Origin of the sequence: Mesobacillus sp. AQ2 (assembly GCF_030122805.1) — a bacterium.
Lineage (GTDB): Bacteria > Bacillota > Bacilli > Bacillales > Cytobacillaceae > Mesobacillus > Mesobacillus oceanisediminis_A.
Genome location: NZ_CP126080.1, coordinates 4,457,583 through 4,475,577 on the forward strand (window position 1 = coordinate 4,457,583; position 17,995 = coordinate 4,475,577).

Below are 17,995 nucleotides of genomic sequence, written 5' to 3' on the forward strand. Positions count from 1 at the left end.
AATCTATTTTGTGAATTTCTTTATTGCCTGTTCTAATTCAGGATGCTGCATAGCGTATACATCTAAAGGTATCTCTTTCACAGCCGCCTCCCAACCCTGCCTCATACTGAGGACTCCAGCTGCACTGCCGGAAGGATGCGCCAAAATACCGCCACCTGCCAGATGAATAACATCGGTTGTAGACACTGCATCATAGGTTGGGATTGCGCTTGCAGCCCACTGTGCTGAAGAGAGGACCGGCATTACCTCGTAACCCCCCATGAAGGGAGTCAAGCAGTCTTTAATCGCCTGAACTACTGTATCGTTATCCTCTGAAAACTTATTATCCAGCCCATTTGTATGTAAGTGATCCACCCCAGCCAATCTTGCCAGCTTCTGAAAAACAGTGAAACTCATCCCCAGCAGCGAACTTCTAGACATTGCCCCCCACTGAGTACGGTGGCCGTGGATAGGCAACTGAGAGTAATTGCGAAGATAAGAGGTGCCAGCAAACCCGACGCTGTTGATACAAACCATTACACAAGTTCCGCCCGCCTCTAATACTAAATCATGATTTCTTCGAAGCTCTTCGATGTCTCCTGTAATATTGAAGGCATACATCAGTTTTTTCCCAGTTCGGTCGGCAGCCCGTTCAATTTCCTCCATAATCACTTTCACCCGTTGTGCAAGTGGAGCAAATGACGGATTGGCACACAGTTCATCATCTTTAATAAAATCTATTCCAGCTTCTGCTAGCTGCCTTACTATTGGCCTGTATTCCTCAGTATGCAAACCAATACTCGGTTTAATGATGGTCCCGATTAAAGGTCCCTTTTCCACACCAGTTAGTTTTCTTGTTCCAGCTATTCCAAACTGAGGACCTGGATATTTCTCAGCAAAATCCTGAGGAAGTTCGATATCGATTAATTTAAGTCCTGAAAACTCCCCTAGCTCATACAAATTGCCCGCAACAGTCGACATTAAATTAGGTATAGAGGGACCAAAATTATCGAATGGGAAGGATAAAACTACGATTGCCCTTTGATAATCCGAAGCTGCCCCTTCCTTCTGTTGCGGAGTTCTCGATCCCGGCAGAGAGGGATTCTTTACTTTCTCCAGCTTTGTTATGCTTACTACTCTGGCACCATGCCGTTCCTTCAATTCCGCAGTTTCACCTGGCACCTTAACGAATGTACCAGTTGACTGTTCCCCTGCCATGACTTCAGCAGCATATTCAAGTGGATAAGCAGTCTCAATAAGATAGCTGGCCAGTACTCTCTTACTCTCCAATTTCCACACCTCGCTCTCGTAATCTAACTTATATCCAACATAAATCTATGTTAGATTTCTTGTTTTTAAGATTATTTTAAAACGCTTACAAAGTCAAATGGTTTTCTGAATATTTTTATTTGTGAAAATAGTAACAGTATTTCGAGATACTAAACTTATCTTTGGGATCTTCAGTGAAGGATTTTTTTTAAGAAAATTCTTTTCTATATAACCTCCTGTACCAAATTACTTAGATAGCAGCCACACCGTTATTCATCAATAGCTGAAGTTTTTCCATTAAAAATATAAACTTTTTTAAAATAACAATAAATTTGAAGCATGGGGACGGTTCTAATGCTTCCAATCCTTCCAAAAACAAACTAGCAGATAACCAGTAACCCCTGCTGCCCATTTGGTAAATTCCTTTGTTCATTTTTATTATCCTGTAAACAAAAACAGCTAATCTAAAGATTTAATTCTTTAGATTAGCTGTCAGGTTTTCTTGCACTCCTAATTTTACGCTTTGAAAATTAAACTAGCAGATATACCTAAAATTCTCGCTGCCTGTCTTTGTGATAGGCCTTCGATTGTTTTGACCTTTCTTAGTACTTCTTCCCTTTCTGATTTTTGCATACTTTTCACCTGGGCAATTACAATTCCACCGAGCGTCTGCTCGATCTTCGCTCTGGCTTCATCGTCTGGAATTCTCCTTCGATTATAGTTCTCATCTTCCATGCAGGAATCATCACTTTCTTTTTCATTAAACTCCTTGAGTTTTAAAACTGCAATTTCTTTATCTTCATTAAACAATTCGAGTACCTTCTTACGGTCCAGCAACCCTCCAGGATAGTACTCTTGTTCATAGTATCCAGCATAACTGCTCCAAGCCCACTCCTCGGCACGACGAGTAATTCCTGCCTTAACGGGATTCTGATGAATGTACCTTAGAACGTTAAGAAAGTATAGACGGGTCTCAACATTTTCACTCTTGAACCGATCTTGAAATAAGTGACCTGTTGTCTGGTACTTCCAATTGTAATATGAGACATAGCTTACCGCTATTCGCTTCATAGAGACAGACAGGCTTTCGTCCCCCTCTTTCAAAAGAAGATGTAAATGGTTGCTCATCAAACACCAGGCATAGACCTTCAGTCCTGTCTTACCTTTATATTTCTTTAAAATATCAAGAAACCTCATACTATCCTGATCATCATGGAAAATCACCTGTCGATTCGCCCCTCGGAGGATTACATGATAAATTCCATTCACACTTTTCACTCTTGCTTTCCGTGGCATTCCATCTATCGCTCCCTTCGAGAGCAGAGGGACGGTTCTTCTGCTCCCTCTCCTAATTTTAATTGGGGCACGGCTGGGCAACTTACTTTTACAAAACGCAGACCACATTTCCCCTAAGAGATAAAACTGGTGCACCAAGAAGCAAGAGAACCGTCCCCTTGCTTCAAAAAGTAGTTGGATAACGATTGGATTGATTAGATGAGCGGATTTTCTACATTTTAGTCAAAGTGGGGGTACTCTTTTATCTTGGTAATTTAGCTTGGATGGTATAAAGGCAAGAAGGAAATATTGAGGTGATAAGCAGGTAACAGGTGATTTAGAAGTTATATTAATCATATCCCATTTTATTAGAAGTTTCACTATTTTAAGAGTAGGAGCAGAGGGACGGTTCTTCTGCTCCCTCTCTTAATTTTAAGTGGAGGGACGGCGGGGCAGCTTCTTTTTTAAAAATGCTGACCACATTTCTCCGGAAGCATGAGAACCGTCCCCTTGCTTACTAAAACTTAATAGTCTCCAATCTATCTTCACCAGTCAGGAGTACTTTAATATCATCTGATAGTGTGGCTGGCCCGCCTAAAAACCAAAGTCTTCTTAGATTTAAAATATATTGAAGTGTATTGAAAGGGACACCCTCTCTCTTAACTAGCACCATGGGACTATTATTTTCCCATGAATTTCTTGAACCGGATAAGGCGTCAGCAAAGACCAGTCCATTTGCAATTGATACACTTAAAGGGTTGGGATAAAACTTTTGTGCAATAGCCAAAGAAGTATCAAATCGGTCTTTCCCAGCAATTCTTTCTACTTCACTAATACCTATCGATTTTAATTCACTCTCGATTGAAACTGGGACTACCCCTGTCCCACTTACGATGTATACCTTTTTAATGCTGGAGTGCTTTTTTACATAATCTTTAATTTCTGATTTCAGTTTGTCACCCCATTGAGGCAAAATTGGAGCCTGCCGTTCGGTTGCAACAGGTGAAACACTTAAGGCATCACTGAATACTAAACCATACACCAAAAATAGTTCAGTAGGCTGCGGATTTGCCATCTCTGCTACATTCAAAGCCACTTCGAGACGATCCTTTCCTCCAATACGTTCTACTGAAAAATGCTTTTTAAACGCTGATTCAATCTTTGTGGATACGGTAGCTGGCCCACCTAGTATGTATACCTTGCCGGATGGCTTCAACAAACGCTTTGCCTCTTCTATTTTCGCCCCAAGAATAGTATCATTGTCGTTCACTAGAAGAATGGTGGCATTTTTCTTCTTATTCAAGGTAGCTCCTACTAGAGTATCAGAGTATTTAAGGCCACTTGAAATTAGTATAGTATCTAAGCTCTGATTAGATAGTTCTGAATTTAAATTTTTCTCTACTTCATAACGATCCTTCCCTCCGTACCTGATCACATTGGCACGCTCTGAAAAAGTGAATGTAAGTTCGTAAGTATATTCCTTTTCTAAATTAGTTATTCTTTTGGTCTCGAATATGAATTTTCCCGTTAACTGCCCTACTCCGCCATGCTTTCGAACTTCATCATTCCTGGATAGTATTGGTCCGCCACTTACTGTTGTATTTTCATCATCGCCTGGATCAAAAAAGATTTTAATATATGAGCCACTTTTTAGTTCTGCAAAAAGGGTGTTCTCAAGTCTAACATCATCCAATGTCCTTGCCCATGAACGTTTTAAGTCAAAACTTAAACCCCCATAAAGACCATTTTCTCCAGCATTAAAGATGAAGCGGTCAACCGTTTCACCTGGTTCCCAAACGCCTTGGACGGTACCAGTAGTGTATTTGCCAAACTCATATTCGTTCATTTTCAAACTTACATCATCAGAGTCCAACTTGACACCTTCTGCCCAAACCTCTTGTGTAATCGTACCTGCTAATATGAAAGCAGTTAACAAAAATCCAAATGCAATTTTTCTAAACAACCCAATATCCTCCTTTATTTACATAATTTTCAGCACACTAGTCATATCGGACTATTCATTGTAATGTTTAGGAGCAGAGGTAGGAGCAGAGGGACGGTTCTTCTGCTCCCTCTCTTTAATTTAAGCGGAGGGGGACGGCAGGGCAGCTTCCTTTTTAAAATGGTGACCACATTTCTAAGAAGAAGTAAAACCGATGTCCCCAGAAGCATGAGAACCGTCCCCATGCTTCAAAATAAAAAAGGAAGCATGAGAACCGTCCCCATGCTTCCTAATACCTATCCATTTCTTGTAGCTTTTACAATTTCAACAAACTTGCCAGCATGTTGGGTGAGTTCATTCCATTGTTCTTTTTCGATATATTCCTTTTTCAACAAAGAGCCTCCTACCCCTGCAGCAACGGCTCCTGCTTTAATATAATCAGAAATATTGTTCAGGTCGATTCCACCTGTCGGCATCATCATTATATGCCCAAGTGGTCCTCTTACGTCTTTAATAAATGATGGTCCAAGCGTGCTGGCCGGAAAGATCTTCACAATATCCGCTCCCCATTCATAAGCCTGAAGCATTTCAGTCGGGGTAAAAACTCCTGGAATAGCAATTTTCCCATATCGGTTCGCTACTTTTATTGTCTCTTCATTCAATGTTGGAGCAAACAGAAATTCGGCTCCTGCGTGGATAGCCATGAGGGCAGACTGCGCGTCCAAAACAGTTCCTGCTCCTATTACTGCCCGGCCATTGAATTCTTTCTTTGCCATTTTAATCACTTCAAGAACATTTGGAGAGTCCATTGTCATCTCGATGCCTGTAACTCCGCCTTCTACCAGAGCTGAAATGGCATGCATGACTTTATCTTCGGGTACACGCCTGACAACCGCAACAATACCCGATTCTAGTATTCTATTTAGCAGTTCCTGTTTCATGGTTTACCTCCTAACGTAAAACGTCCCTATTATTCTTCCTGAATCCAGCGATTGCTTCACGGTCTGGAAGTCCTTCGATATCTCCTCTTACAGTAACAACCATTGCACCTATTGTTGCACCCAGTTCTACTGATTCCTTAAGGGACTTTCCTTCAAGGATTCCCGAAAGCAAGCCTGCCGCAAACCCGTCCCCGGCTCCAATTGGATCAATCACTCTGTCTACTTTTATACTCGGAGAAAAACCAGATCCCTCAGACTTTGAAACATAATACGTCCCTATTTCTCCATTTTTAATTGCAATTTGAGAAACGCCTGTATTTTGAAGATGCTGAGCTATCTTGTCATAATCCCTTGTTCCCATTAAAAACTCGGCTTCATCCAATCCAGGCATAAAAATATCTGATTCCCTGGCTATGTCCATTACGATTTCTCTAGCATTCGGTTTCCCTTCCATCAACTTGAATCTGAGGTTTGGGTCAAAGGAAACCATCACATTATTATTTTTCGCGACCCGAATTGCTTCAAAAACCAGTTCCATACAGTTATTGCTTAAAAATGGTGTGATTCCGGTCAGATGAAGAATTCTAGCGTTTTTCACATAATCCCAGTCAATATCTTCAGCTGTGAGAAGACTGGCTGCGGATCCGCTTCGATAATAATATACCTGGGTAGATCCTTCACGGATTCTTTCTTTTATATATAGACCTGTTGCTGCCTTGGTAGTGGTGACAACCCGAGATGTATCCACTCCTTCACCGCGGATTGATGAAACAAGATACTTGCCAAGTTCGTCGTTCCCCACCTGGCTGATCCACCCTGCAGAATGTCCTAGTCTGGCTACTCCTATGGCAACATTCGATTCAGCTCCGCCGAATCTTTTGCTGAAATTCTGGACATATCGAAGCGGTCCGTCCAAATTGGCTTCAAATATTGCCATCGTTTCTCCTATTGTTACAAGTTCAGGAAACATAATGATTAACCTCCAACCTGCTGAATTTCCCGACTATTGAGCAGCTGTTTTATTTTTCTTTAATCTGCTCCATACTAACGGCAAGACTAAGGAAAGGATTGAGATGATAATGAAAACCAGCGCAATCGGACGTTCAAAGAAGATACTGTAACTTCCTTCTGACATAACCAACGACCTTCTTAATTCACTTTCGGCCATCGGACCAAGAATAAGCGCTAAAACGATAGGAGAAGCCGGGAAACCGTATTTCTTCATAAAATATCCGATGATTCCTGCACCTAACATCGTATAAACATCAAAAAAGTTATTACTTATCGCATAAGCTCCTACTGTAGAAAGAACCAAAATGATTGGCCCAAGAATATTCTTTGGCACCATCAAAATCTTTGTAAAAAGTCGAATCCCGCTTAGTCCAAAAGCAACCATAAGAATATTGGCCACAATCATGCCTGCAAACAGCGTGTATACCAGTTCACCGCTTGTTTCAAACAGCTGCGGTCCTGGCTGTACTCCTTGAACCACAAGTGCACCGAGGAGAATGGCTGTTACTGCATCACCGGGAATTCCCAATGTTAACAATGGAACCATCGCTCCGCCTGTAACTCCGTTATTTGCTGCTTCAGCTGAAGCAATGGCTTTTTTATTCCCTTTTCCAAAAGTTTCTTTTTCTTCTTTTTTCGCAAATCGTTTAGCTTCATTATAGGAAACGAAGGCAGCAATATCTGCGCCTGCTCCCGGGATAATTCCGATAAATGTTCCAATCAGCCCTGAACGGAATATGGAAACCCATAATGTTTTAAGTTCATTCCATTTAGGGAGAACATAACTGGCAATAACTTTTCCGATTCCCTTCTCACCAGCAAGCTGTTCTTCCATAATGACAAGTGCTTCCGAAACAGCAAATAATCCAATCATGACAGGAATAAAAGATAATCCATTCAAAAGAGAAAGCTGGTCATATGTAAAGCGAGGAAAACTTGTCATTGGGTCCATTCCAATAGTTGATATTAAAAGACCGAAAACTCCAGCGATTAGACCCTTTAACACCGAACCACCTGAAATACTGGAGATGATACTCAAACCAAACAGTGCAAGGCCAAACATTTCAGGGGCGCTGAAATTGAGAGCCACTTCTGCTAGCTGCGGTGCAATTAACACAAGCATAAGCACACTTATTAATCCTCCTACACCTGAAGCAATGGCAGAAATTCCAAGTGCCTTCCCCGCTTTTCCTTGCTTAGTCAATTGAAAACCATCAATTGCCGTTGCAGCGGAAGCAGGGGTCCCAGGAGTATTCAATAGAATCGCAGAGATTGAACCGCCATAAATAGATCCGAAATAAACACCTATCAGCAAAAGAACTCCTGTTGTTGGTTCCATACCAAATGTGAATGGCAAAAACAAAGCTACACCCATTGTTGCTGTCAGACCGGGCAGTGCCCCTATAATGATCCCAACTATAACTCCTGCTATCACAAGCGCAATAACTTCAGGCTGAAAGACATTTACCATACCCTGAAAGAGCAAATCCATTTTCCATGCCCCCTTTAATAAAGAATGCCATGAGGTATCGGCACACCGAGCAGGTATTCAAAAATGATACTGATTCCTGCACTAATAATTAACGACGCCCCAATCAGAGTAGTCCACTTACGAACGCCCATTAGCCACATCCAGGCCAGGGATACTAAAACAGTTGAAACCCCGAATCCGATAAATTCAATCAGAATTACATATAAGATGATTGCGATGAAAGCTAATATAAAAGATCGAACGGAAGATCTACCATGAAACGCATAGACTTTCCCTTCGGTCTCCTCTTTTTTAAAGACAAGCATAATTGCTAAAATACCCAGTATGACTGCCGACATTTTCGGGAAAAAGTCAGGACCTGGTCCCTGTCCCATTGACGCAGGAAAAGTATTTGCAGCAAGCCAAGCATAAACGGACAATAACAAGAGGCCTATGCCAATCACACGATTCGCCACAATCATTGTAATACCTCCACTCAATGTTACAAAAGGCTAGACAATGCTAGCCTTTTGAGTTTAGTAGTTATTAAGCTTTTAGTTTAGTTTCAATGAAGGGATTAAATCACCAAATAATTGATCTTTTTCTTCAAGCATTTTCGAAAAACCCTCACTGTTTTCATAACGGTATCCAAGATTCATTTTTTCAAGCTGAGCTTTAAACTCGTCGCTTTGTGCTGTTTTTCCAAAAGCTTCTTCAAGAACCTTTACAACTTCCGCAGGTGTATCTTTTGGAACAGCAAGACCGCGCCAAGTACCAATGGAAAGGTCGATTCCTTTCTCTTTTAAAGTTGGGACCTCTGGAAGCGAAGCAACCTTTTCTTCTGCCATTACGGCCAGTACCTTAAGTTTGCCAGACTTCACTTGCGAGCTTACCTCAGCCGGGCTGACAGAAACTGCATCCACATGCCCGCCAAGTAATGCTGTGATCGCAGGAGCTGCACCTTCAAATGGTACGTGATTAAATTCAACCCCAGTTTCCTTTTCAAAAGCCGCAGCTGCCAGATGCCAGATTGCACCTGTTCCTGAGTTCCCAACTTTTAGTTTTTCCTTTTTAGCTGCTTCAATGAATTCTTCGATCGTATTGTAAGGTGCATCAGCAGGAACTGTGATTGCAGCAGGGTCTTCATTCAATAAAGCTACTGGTTTAATATCTTTATATGAGAATTGAGCCAGTCCGGAATGCGGCAATGTCAGCAACTCCACAGTAACCATTGTTACTGTATGCCCATCAGCCTTGGCATTGATACCATTTTGCATGCCGACTGCACCGCCGCCACCTTCTTTGTTAACAACTGCTACAGATTCTCCAAGTTCCTTTTTCGCCATATCTGCAAACGAACGGGCCACTGTATCAGTTCCTCCACCTGCTGCATATGGGACAATGATTTCAACTGCTTTTTTAGGGAAATCCGCTGCTTCCTCCTTGCCATCTCCCCCAGTTTCCTTGTTGTTACCACAAGCAGCCAATATGAGCATGATTGATAAAAGGACAAAACTAAACTTAAACTTTTTCATTATTATTTACCCCCTATTTTATGAGTGGACATATCCCATCCGACGGGAAATTTCTGCTGCTGTTTCTTTCATCTTCGGAATGATTTCTTCCAGTTGTTCATCTGACATTCTAGTTAGCGGACCAGTAACACTAATCGCAAATTGTGGCCTTTGCCTGTGGTCAAAAATTGGGGCTGCAACACAGCGAATCCCTTTTTCATGTTCTTCGTTATCATAAGAAAATTGATTTTCCCTGATTGACTTTAGTTCGGTTTTTAACTCCTCAATGGTTGTCAGTGTATTTTCAGTGAATCTTTTCATTGTATAGCCCGATAACAAACGATCGACCTCTTGTTCACTTAAAAAAGCAAGAATACTCTTGCCTACACCCGTACAATGCAGCGGTCCTCTTCTTCCAACCTGGGAATAAATCCTGATTGCGGAATTATTTTCGACTTTATCGATGTATATAATCTCGTTGTTGTCTAGCATAACCAAATGCACAATCTCACCTGTGCTTTTGCTTAATCCCTCTATTAGCGGCCGTGCAACCTCCACAATATTTAGATTTTCGACCACTACCTCATTCATTTCGATGAATTTCAAACCAAGCCGATAAACACTATCTTTACCTAACTTTTGTACATAATCATACTCTTCAAGCGACATTAACAATCTATGGACTGTACTTTTGGCTACATCCAGTTTTTGAGCTAATTCAGTTACACCTAATCCTTTTGGATAATCTTTCAGGATTTCTAAAATGTGTAACGCCCTGCTGACAGACTGAATCAACTAACCTCCCCCCTCGAGGTTGTTCCGTATTACGGAACAGCATTCCTTAATATGGTTTAAGTATAGTAACTGATGAAAGCGGTGTCAATACTACCGAAAGAAATAATTTGCAGAAAATTTATTTTTATATTTATATTTTTTATATTTGACTAATTTAATAATCTAGCTTTAAAGTGGTGGGTAAGATTACCATATGGATTAAAGGATACCGGAAAGGAGAAAAAGTTGAGCATTCATGATTTGTTTTCTTTACAAGGAAAAACAGCTCTTGTTACTGGCTGCAAAAGAGGTATAGGAAAGGCAATCGCTATTGCCCTGGCAGAAGCAGGTGCTGACATTATTGGCGTAAGCAGTACACTAGAATCATCTGGAAGCAGTGTCGAAAATGAGGTAGTACAAAGAGGAAGGAAATTTCACGCTTTTTCTTGTGACTTTTCTAAGAGGAGTGACTTATACAATTTCATCTCGGATATTAAAGCTAAATTCGATAGAATTGATATTCTTGTTAATAATGCAGGTACTATTCTTAGAGAGCCTGCATTAAGCCACCCCGATGATTATTGGGATCGTGTAATGGATATTAATTTGGATTCACAGTTTATCTTAAGCCGTGAAATCGGCAAAATGATGGTCAAGCAGGAATCCGGAAAAATTATTTTTATTGCTTCATTACTGAGCTTTCAAGGAGGAATCAATGTTCCTTCCTATGCAGCGAGCAAAGGGGCGATTACACAGTTAGTAAAAGCCCTATCGAATGAATGGGCGCAGTACGGCATTCAGGTTAATGCCATAGCACCCGGATACATAGCAACAGACAACACATCGGCATTAAGAGAAGATTCTGACCGGAGCCAAGCTATCCTCAGTCGAATCCCGGCAAACCGGTGGGGACAGCCGGACGATTTTACAGGGATTTCTATTTTCCTTGCTTCGAAGGCATCCGATTATATGACCGGCTCGGTAGTCACTGTAGATGGAGGCTGGATGGGAAGATAAAATTATTCAAGAATAGTATTAGGAGGATTATTCAGTGGAAATCAATTACGATAATAAAGTTGTTTTAATCACTGGGGCAAGTACAGGCATAGGAGCGGAGTTTGCCAAAGGTTTTGCTGCCTCGGGTGCGATGGTAGTCATAAATTATTTAAACAGCAAAGCTAGTGCTGATCATCTTGTTCAAGAAATACAAGAAGTTGGGGGAACCGCCATTGCTATTAAAGCAGACGTTACCTCTTCCAGTGATGTAAAAACCCTTTTTGAGGCTGCGATAGAGGAGTTCGGGAAAATAGACATTCTCATTAATAACGCAGGAGCCCTGGTAAAAAGGATGCCATTTGCAGAACTTCAGGAAGAAGTTTGGGATCAGACTTACAACCTTAACGTAAAATCTGTTTTTCTCTGCTCTAAAGAGGCTTATCCAATTATGAAGCAGAATGGCGGGGGCAGCATTATTAATATTACCTCCATCGCGGCCAGGAATGGCGGAGGCCCCGGTGCTCTTCATTATTCCTCTGCAAAAGGAGCTGTTTTGACACTTACTAAAGGTATGGCAAAAGAATTTCTCCCTGCAGGAATCAGAGTGAATGCCATAAGCCCAGGTGTAATCAATACCCCTTTCCAGGATAAGTTTACTCCAGCGGAGATTCGTGAAGGCTTTTTAAAAGGCATCCCAATGGGGAGAGAAGGATTGCCTGCAGAAATTGTGGGTACTGCCTTGTTCCTCGCCTCGGACTTTGCCAGCTACATATGTGGTGAAACTATTGAAGTAAATGGTGGACAGTTGATGGATTAATTCTAACTATGGAATACTGAATCATTAACAGAATGAAATATATATTAATAATTTACACAAGTGATAGTGTATGGTTTTTTTATTTGTAAATTTAATATTTCAAAATAACAATATTCATTTTCACACATCTCCCTGCTTAACAAAAGAAATCCAGCGGCATATTAAGCTGGATTCTTTTGCGAGATTTTAAAAACTGAAGCTACTGATTTTAGGATCCGAAACTGTACTTGAGACCCGTTCCGATATCCCAAATTTTTTCACCATTTTGACCAGTGGCCCTCCACTGGTTTTTATATGTAAAACGCTCTATTTACCTGTATTATGAAACAACGATTTTATTTTTTTCAATCCTTTAATATAAACAATAAGGAAAAAAGCGTAAATCTATCCCCTTCACGCTTCTCACCTTTTTATTTTGTCTCTTGTATAAGACAAGAGCACCGCGCCTATGCTTTCTAAGATAATAATGGAATCCTTTTTTGATATTTTTCTACCAGGCTAGTGTTGTGTGCATCAGCTCCGTCGATGTTTCCGCTCAGGAAGATTGGAGGTTCGAAGCCTTTGTCAGCCATGATTTTGATTGATTCTGCAAGGATGGCGTTAAGAATCGCCGCCCCAATGACTGTTGAAGTGGGGGCAAAGGGTACTTTTACTTTCTCATGGGCAAGGATGGCGTCCCCTGGCACTGAGTGGTTATTGATCACTAGATCAACAGAATTGAACAAGTGCTTGCCGCTTGTATGGCGGGATGGCTGGCTTTGGGAGTATTCCAGTGATGTCAGGCCAATTGTAAAGGCTCCATTTTCTTTCGCCCCTTGTGCGACGTCAACCGGTACCGGATTGCGGCCTGACGTGGACAATACAAACACGACATCTTCCTGACGAATATCCTGTTCCTTCATAAATCCTTCAGCATAACCGTTTTGACGTTCAAGCCGGGATGATCTCAACGCACCTTCATGAAGCATCAATGGTTCAACCAGGATAGGCCTGATTGGCACAAGACCGCCAGCACGGTAAAAAACTTCCTCGGTCAAGATATGGGAATGCCCGCAGCCGAACAACTGGATGATACCGCCGTTCATAATAGCTTCGGCGACTTTCCCTGCTGCCTTCTCCATCGCATCTTGCTCAGATTCCATAACTTCTTCAAGCAGTAAATGGATCTTTTCGAAATAATTATTAAGCACTAAAACTCCCCCCTTACCCGGTCTAGTATCCTGATGACTTCCTCCGGAATGGTCCTGCCGGTTTCTTTGTCAATTGTCGACCCGAAAATATGCGGCATAAATACCGGGATGCCCGTATCCTTGACCGCATTGACGATTTCCTTGATATTATCGGCAGTGATTCCCCCGGCAGGCTCGATTGCAGTGATTCCCTTCTCTGCAGCTGCCTTACACAGATAAACCAGTTCATCCAGATGCTGGATTCCTTTTAACGGCATAAACTTGATGGATTCAATCTGCATTGCCGATGCAAGGTCCAGCAAGTCTTCAACAGTCATTTCAAGTCCAGTAGCAAGCTTGACTGTTCCGGGCTTGCCGCTTGGAGAAACAAGGGCGTTAACGGTCTGGTCCTGCCCAAGAGCCTTTAAATATCCTCTTGAATAGCTGGATTTATCAAATGGCTGGTTGATATGGCCTGGGCAGGAGCCAGCAGCAATCGCAAGGACCTTATCCCAATTCGCCGGATTGCCGTTGTCGCCAAGCCCTACTGAAACAACCGGGGCAGCTTCCTTCAGCTCATTTACTTTTGCAATCCCGTCCTCGATTTTCTCAAAATCAGAAGCCACAATTCCAGGAACTACATAGCCTTCTCCAGCTTCCACAATTTCTGCTGCATTTTCCTTGTCTTTTGCCAAAAAATTAAATAAAAGAAAGTCGTCTATTTTTTTTAGTTTACTTAAGTCCATTTTTTGCACCCTCAATCAGCTTGATCATATTTTCGATAGCTACTTCGATGATTTTCTCGCCTTTTTCCGCTGTCGCTGCCTTCGCATCACCAAGTACTGCTGTCTTGGTGAATTCCTCCCAAGGTGTCGGCGTGATATCTGCACTTGGCGGGATGGTCGGAATATCGGTGATGGCTCGTGACATATCGACGTACTCAGGTGCCAAATACAACATATAGGAAGTTTCGATTTCGCAGGCATGAAAGTAAGTGGAATGGGCTGACTTACCATCTCGAACTTCTTCAGTGATTTGCTTCACTCCCGGATAAAATAAATACAAAACACGAAGATCCGGATATTCACTATATAATTTGCGGGCCGCTTCCTTCATGGCGACAGCATTGCCAAGATGGCCGTTAATCATGACGAACAGCTTGAAACCCTGCTCGTACAGACTGGTTCCGATATCGAACAGAAAGTTGATCAGCGATTCATTGCTGATATTGATGCTTCCGGGAAAGTTCTTCAGGCTCCATACCTGCCCATAAGGCAATGTAGGCAGGACAAACGCCCCTGTCTTTTTGGCAACCCTTTCGGATAGCCGCTCAGCCAAAAAGTTATCTGTTCCCAATGGCAGGTGGGGGCCATGCGCCTCCACTGCCCCAATCGGCAAAATCACAATCTGGCTTTTCTCGATTTTTTCTTTCACTTCAAAGGAGTTTTCGTTTTGAAAAATCAATGCTGTTCCCTCCCAATTCTGCTGGAATAAAAAGACGGCTGGATTGTAAGTTCGCCAGCCGCCTTTATAGCTTTGAAAACGCTTGTCTGGCTTTTGTTTTTAGCTGTGTTAAGGATACTGGTTATACAATTGATTGGGCATTTGATTCTTGCACAAGCAGCAGGGTAAGATGTGACCCCGCAGAAGCCGATTAGGCGGCTCAACCGCCCTAGGGAAGCAAATGCCTGAATCAGAAATCAACCGCATGTTTAACCTAGCCTATTTTTTAAAAGTAAAGCATCGAGCCGGATTCTCAACAAAGAACTTATGGATTAGAGCCTCTCCATCAAACCCCTGCCGATTTGCATCGTCAATGAACCGCGGTACCCATTTTGCGATGATATATTCAAGCCCAAGACCGTAATCATAGTGTTTGTAATAGGTTTTACGGGCTGTATCACCGCTGACAAGGATTTGGTTTTCATAGCCTTTTTTGACAAGGTCAAGGATGGAGGAGATGCGTGTGCTTTCGGGCGCATATTTGATTTTGGCAATGCCGTCAAAACTGAGGTAGGCACCTGTTGAAGCGATCTTCTCGTGGTAATATGGATCAGGATTTCGGTCCATATGACCAAAACTCATGAAATTCAAGTCGACGCCTTCCGATTTTAAAAGTTCGATTTGCTCTAGACCCATCGTCCCAGCTTCTGTGTGAGAATGAAGGGGTGCTTTTGTTTCATGGTGGGCACGGGCAACGGCACGCAGAGTTTTTTCCTCGAGCGGCGTGATGCGTTTATAACCTGTCCCAAATTTCACCTGGCCCGCTTTGAAAGGAGTGCCCTCCAAGCCTTCTTCAACTTCCCTGATGACTACATCAGTCAGTTGGTTGATGGTGGCACGGTCAATCCACTCATAATAAGTTTTATAATCACCGATGATTGGCTTTAGCTCGTCTTTGATTTTTGCATCCCATAAAAAGCTTTTGTTGAAACCGGCGGTCCCGACGATATGGATATCGAGTTCTTCGGAAATTTCCTTTACTGCCTGAACGTCGCGGCCATAGTCGATCGCCGTGGCATCCACAATTGATTTCCCGCCATGGTTTTTAAAATCCTCAACATCTTTTTTGGATTTTTCCTTATCATCAAGAAGAAGATCGCCTTCTCCCTTCTCCTGCCAAAAAGCGGGGCGGCAGACAATGTGTTCGTGAGAGTAAGTGAAGCCCAGGTCGGTTGGGGCAATATCCCCCCGTAACGTACGTATGAAGCTCATGTTGATTCCCTCCCTAATGGAATAGGTAAAGGGCATTATTGATGCCCTTTACCCTCAATTAAATCAAGTTTTAAAAGAAAAGCTGAGCCAAGAAGCGGACGATCGGTCCCAGGATGAACATGTCTGAGTCCGCTGCCCACATTGCAGTATCTGGCACTGTGCTTGAGATCAGCATTTTTACCATGATGAATTGTCCCCAGGCTACAACTGTTGAAGTGATGAATCCTCCAAGCAATGCGCCGCGCACACCGCCAGTTGCGTTTCCGAATACCCCGGCAGTCGCACCGTGGAAAAAGAGGACGATCATAGTTGGAACAAAAACGTAGCTTACAGTGCTTCCAAGAACCAGCAGCCAGATAAGAGCCCCGGCAAAGGCTCCAAGGAAGCCAAGAATAACAGCGTTTGGAGCAAATGGGAATACGATAGGGCAATCAAGCGCTGGCTTGGCACCAGGAACAAGCTTTGTTGCAATACCGTTAAATGCAGGTACGATTTCTCCAATGAACATCCTTACACCCAGGAGCACGATGGCAATACCGCCGGCAAAAGTGAAGGACTGGATGATTGAGTAAATGATGAAGTTCTGTTCCCCAGCTTTGGCCATAAGATCAGCTGCGCCCTGGGTATCCTTTGTTGAAAGAATGATTGCGCCAACCAGGAAAAGCAGCCCCATTGTCAATGCTGTAATAACATTTGAATCGCGAAGGAATTCAAGTCCCTTTGGCAGCTTGATTTTTTCTGAATCGTTTTCTTTGTTGCCTGCAATTTTACCGACAAGTGCTGCAAGAAGTGCGACAGATGCAGATGTATGGCCGAGTGCGATATTGTCATTCCCAGTAATTTTACGCATGAACGGCTGCGTCAAGGCCGGCTGAATGGTCCAGTATAGACCCATGATGACAGCAAGGAAAATGACCAGTTTGACAAAAGAAACATCGCCGACCGCATGAACGACAATCCCGGCAAAAATAGTTGTGGTCCAGAACATCATGTGGCCTGTAAGATAGATGAACTTAAATTTAGTAAAACGCGCCAGAAGAACGTTGATCAGGAAGCCGAGTGTCATAGCTAAAGTAACCGCACTTCCGTATTTGGCATTGAAGCCTTCCTGGCCCATGAATTTGCCAAGCGACTCTCCCTGAAGGTTAAACACTTCTTTCCACATTGGTTCAAAAACCATAAGAGCGTTTACAATAACACCTGCGCCAGCACCGATAATCAGGAATCCAATAATAGCTTTAAACGTGCCGCTTATGACCTGGCTTGAGTTTTTCTTTTGCAGCAAAAGCCCGAGCAGGACGATGAAACCAAGCAGAATTGCAGGTGTTCCAAAGACGTTGGTGGCAACCCATTTGATTATTTCCATTCTTTTTTCCCCCTAAAAGAATTTTTTATTGCAAGTTTTCCTGTAAAGCCGTTTTAATTTCGTTCATGTCGAAATAGTTGTTTACGATAATCACTTTCGAGCTAGTTCCTTCAAGTGTCTGAGCAAGCTCATTGCTTGTCACGATATAATCCGGCGACATGCTGGAAGCAGTTGATACATCCGTATTTTCAACGTCCGCAGTGATTCCAAGGTCCCTCAGAACAGTTTCAACATTCATTCGCAAAATAAGGCTCGTTCCTTGTCCAAGTCCGCATACACATAAAATTTTCATTATTCTTTCCCCCCGATTAGTGTTTTAATATCTTTATAGTTTGTTGCTTGTTGCAGTTTTCCCACATTGCTTTGGTCTCCAAGAAGGAGCATTAGCTTTTGCAAAATTTGCAGGTGCTGATCGCTTGTTGAAGCACCAAGGGCAAATACAAAGGTTACAGGATCATTTGCTGCATTGCCGAAAACTACTGGATTCTTCAGGCGGACAAACGAAACAGATGCTTCACTTACTCCATCCTCCGGCCTTGCATGTGGCAGGGCAATTTTGGGAGCGAGTACAAAATATGGCCCATTATTGTGGTACGATTCAATCATTGCATCGACATATCTTTCCTCAACGGCACCCTCCCGCACCAGAAGGCTTCCCGCCGCCCGGATTGCTTCATCGGGAGTCGCCGCTTCCACATCAAGGGCAACCAGACTGGATTCTAAAAACTTCATGATGAAAACCCTTTCTGTTACAAT

19 protein-coding genes are annotated in these 17,995 nt (G+C 42.6%); 2 read left to right on the forward strand and 17 right to left on the reverse strand.

All coding sequences use genetic code 11. From position 1 onward, the window contains the following. Positions 1-3: 3 nt before the first annotated feature. From QNH36_RS22325 to QNH36_RS22370, 10 genes are all read right to left on the reverse strand, one after another. A complete protein-coding gene (locus tag QNH36_RS22325; protein ID WP_144478240.1) occupies positions 4-1,269 on the reverse strand; it encodes a ribulose-bisphosphate carboxylase large subunit family protein in 1,266 nt (421 codons plus the stop codon). 229 nt (positions 1,270-1,498) lie between these two features. Beyond that, positions 1,499-1,681, reverse strand: coding sequence for a hypothetical protein (locus QNH36_RS22330; RefSeq protein WP_283904279.1), 183 nt, complete (start codon positions 1,679-1,681; stop codon positions 1,499-1,501). A gap of 83 nt (positions 1,682-1,764) precedes the next feature. Further along, positions 1,765-2,544 (reverse strand): transposase, encoded by a 780-nt coding sequence (locus tag QNH36_RS22335; RefSeq protein WP_144478242.1) that lies wholly within the window; start codon positions 2,542-2,544, stop codon positions 1,765-1,767. Positions 2,545-3,040: 496 nt separating this feature from the next. Further along, the gene (locus QNH36_RS22340) at positions 3,041-4,486 is read right to left on the reverse strand and encodes a cell wall-binding repeat-containing protein (RefSeq protein WP_283904280.1); all 1,446 of its coding nucleotides are present in this window, start codon (positions 4,484-4,486) and stop codon (positions 3,041-3,043) included. A gap of 275 nt (positions 4,487-4,761) precedes the next feature. Continuing rightward, complete coding sequence (locus QNH36_RS22345; RefSeq protein WP_144478246.1) at positions 4,762-5,406, reverse strand: bifunctional 4-hydroxy-2-oxoglutarate aldolase/2-dehydro-3-deoxy-phosphogluconate aldolase; 645 nt, start codon at positions 5,404-5,406, stop codon at positions 4,762-4,764. Between the two features lie 10 nt (positions 5,407-5,416). Continuing rightward, positions 5,417-6,376 (reverse strand): sugar kinase, encoded by a 960-nt coding sequence (locus tag QNH36_RS22350; protein WP_144478247.1) that lies wholly within the window; start codon positions 6,374-6,376, stop codon positions 5,417-5,419. A 33-nt stretch (positions 6,377-6,409) separates the two neighbouring features. After that, the gene (locus QNH36_RS22355; protein ID WP_144478249.1) at positions 6,410-7,909 is read right to left on the reverse strand and encodes a tripartite tricarboxylate transporter permease; all 1,500 of its coding nucleotides are present in this window, start codon (positions 7,907-7,909) and stop codon (positions 6,410-6,412) included. Positions 7,910-7,923: 14 nt separating this feature from the next. After that, on the reverse strand, positions 7,924-8,370 hold the full coding sequence (locus tag QNH36_RS22360) for a tripartite tricarboxylate transporter TctB family protein (protein ID WP_144478251.1): 447 nt from the start codon (positions 8,368-8,370) through the stop codon (positions 7,924-7,926). A 72-nt stretch (positions 8,371-8,442) separates the two neighbouring features. Further along, positions 8,443-9,423, reverse strand: a complete 981-nt coding sequence (locus QNH36_RS22365; protein WP_144478253.1) for a tripartite tricarboxylate transporter substrate binding protein — start codon at positions 9,421-9,423, stop codon at positions 8,443-8,445. Positions 9,424-9,441: 18 nt separating this feature from the next. Beyond that, the gene (locus tag QNH36_RS22370) at positions 9,442-10,197 is read right to left on the reverse strand and encodes an IclR family transcriptional regulator (RefSeq protein WP_144478255.1); all 756 of its coding nucleotides are present in this window, start codon (positions 10,195-10,197) and stop codon (positions 9,442-9,444) included. 225 nt (positions 10,198-10,422) lie between these two features. On the opposite strand from QNH36_RS22370, the gene QNH36_RS22375 reads away from it, so the two are divergent. Beyond that, positions 10,423-11,193, forward strand: coding sequence for an SDR family oxidoreductase (locus tag QNH36_RS22375; protein WP_283904281.1), 771 nt, complete (start codon positions 10,423-10,425; stop codon positions 11,191-11,193). Positions 11,194-11,227: 34 nt separating this feature from the next. After that, complete coding sequence (locus tag QNH36_RS22380) at positions 11,228-11,989, forward strand: SDR family NAD(P)-dependent oxidoreductase (RefSeq protein ID WP_283904282.1); 762 nt, start codon at positions 11,228-11,230, stop codon at positions 11,987-11,989. A 455-nt stretch (positions 11,990-12,444) separates the two neighbouring features. Here the strand turns inward: QNH36_RS22380 and QNH36_RS22385 are convergent, their stop codons facing one another. The 7 genes from QNH36_RS22385 to QNH36_RS22415 all read right to left on the reverse strand — a co-directional run bounded on the left by QNH36_RS22385 (position 12,445) and on the right by QNH36_RS22415 (position 17,971). Further along, a complete protein-coding gene (locus QNH36_RS22385; protein WP_283904283.1) occupies positions 12,445-13,179 on the reverse strand; it encodes an SIS domain-containing protein in 735 nt (244 codons plus the stop codon). Continuing rightward, positions 13,179-13,913, reverse strand: a complete 735-nt coding sequence (locus QNH36_RS22390) for a KDGP aldolase (RefSeq protein WP_481825293.1) — start codon at positions 13,911-13,913, stop codon at positions 13,179-13,181. The genes QNH36_RS22385 and QNH36_RS22390 overlap by 1 nt, the downstream gene beginning before the upstream one ends. Then, positions 13,891-14,622 carry a creatininase family protein gene (locus QNH36_RS22395; RefSeq protein WP_283904285.1) on the reverse strand — a complete coding sequence of 244 codons (732 nt, stop codon included), beginning with the start codon at positions 14,620-14,622 and terminating at the stop codon, positions 13,891-13,893. The genes QNH36_RS22390 and QNH36_RS22395 overlap by 23 nt, the downstream gene beginning before the upstream one ends. A 258-nt stretch (positions 14,623-14,880) precedes the next feature. Next, positions 14,881-15,873 carry a phosphotriesterase family protein gene (locus QNH36_RS22400; RefSeq protein WP_283904286.1) on the reverse strand — a complete coding sequence of 331 codons (993 nt, stop codon included), beginning with the start codon at positions 15,871-15,873 and terminating at the stop codon, positions 14,881-14,883. 70 nt (positions 15,874-15,943) lie between these two features. Then, the gene (locus QNH36_RS22405) at positions 15,944-17,239 is read right to left on the reverse strand and encodes a PTS ascorbate transporter subunit IIC (protein ID WP_144478265.1); all 1,296 of its coding nucleotides are present in this window, start codon (positions 17,237-17,239) and stop codon (positions 15,944-15,946) included. Positions 17,240-17,264: 25 nt separating this feature from the next. Next, positions 17,265-17,531 carry a PTS sugar transporter subunit IIB gene (locus QNH36_RS22410; protein ID WP_283904287.1) on the reverse strand — a complete coding sequence of 89 codons (267 nt, stop codon included), beginning with the start codon at positions 17,529-17,531 and terminating at the stop codon, positions 17,265-17,267. After that, positions 17,531-17,971 carry a PTS sugar transporter subunit IIA gene (locus tag QNH36_RS22415; RefSeq protein ID WP_144478269.1) on the reverse strand — a complete coding sequence of 147 codons (441 nt, stop codon included), beginning with the start codon at positions 17,969-17,971 and terminating at the stop codon, positions 17,531-17,533. Before QNH36_RS22415 ends, QNH36_RS22410 begins: the two co-directional genes overlap by 1 nt. Positions 17,972-17,995: the final 24 nt, after the last annotated feature.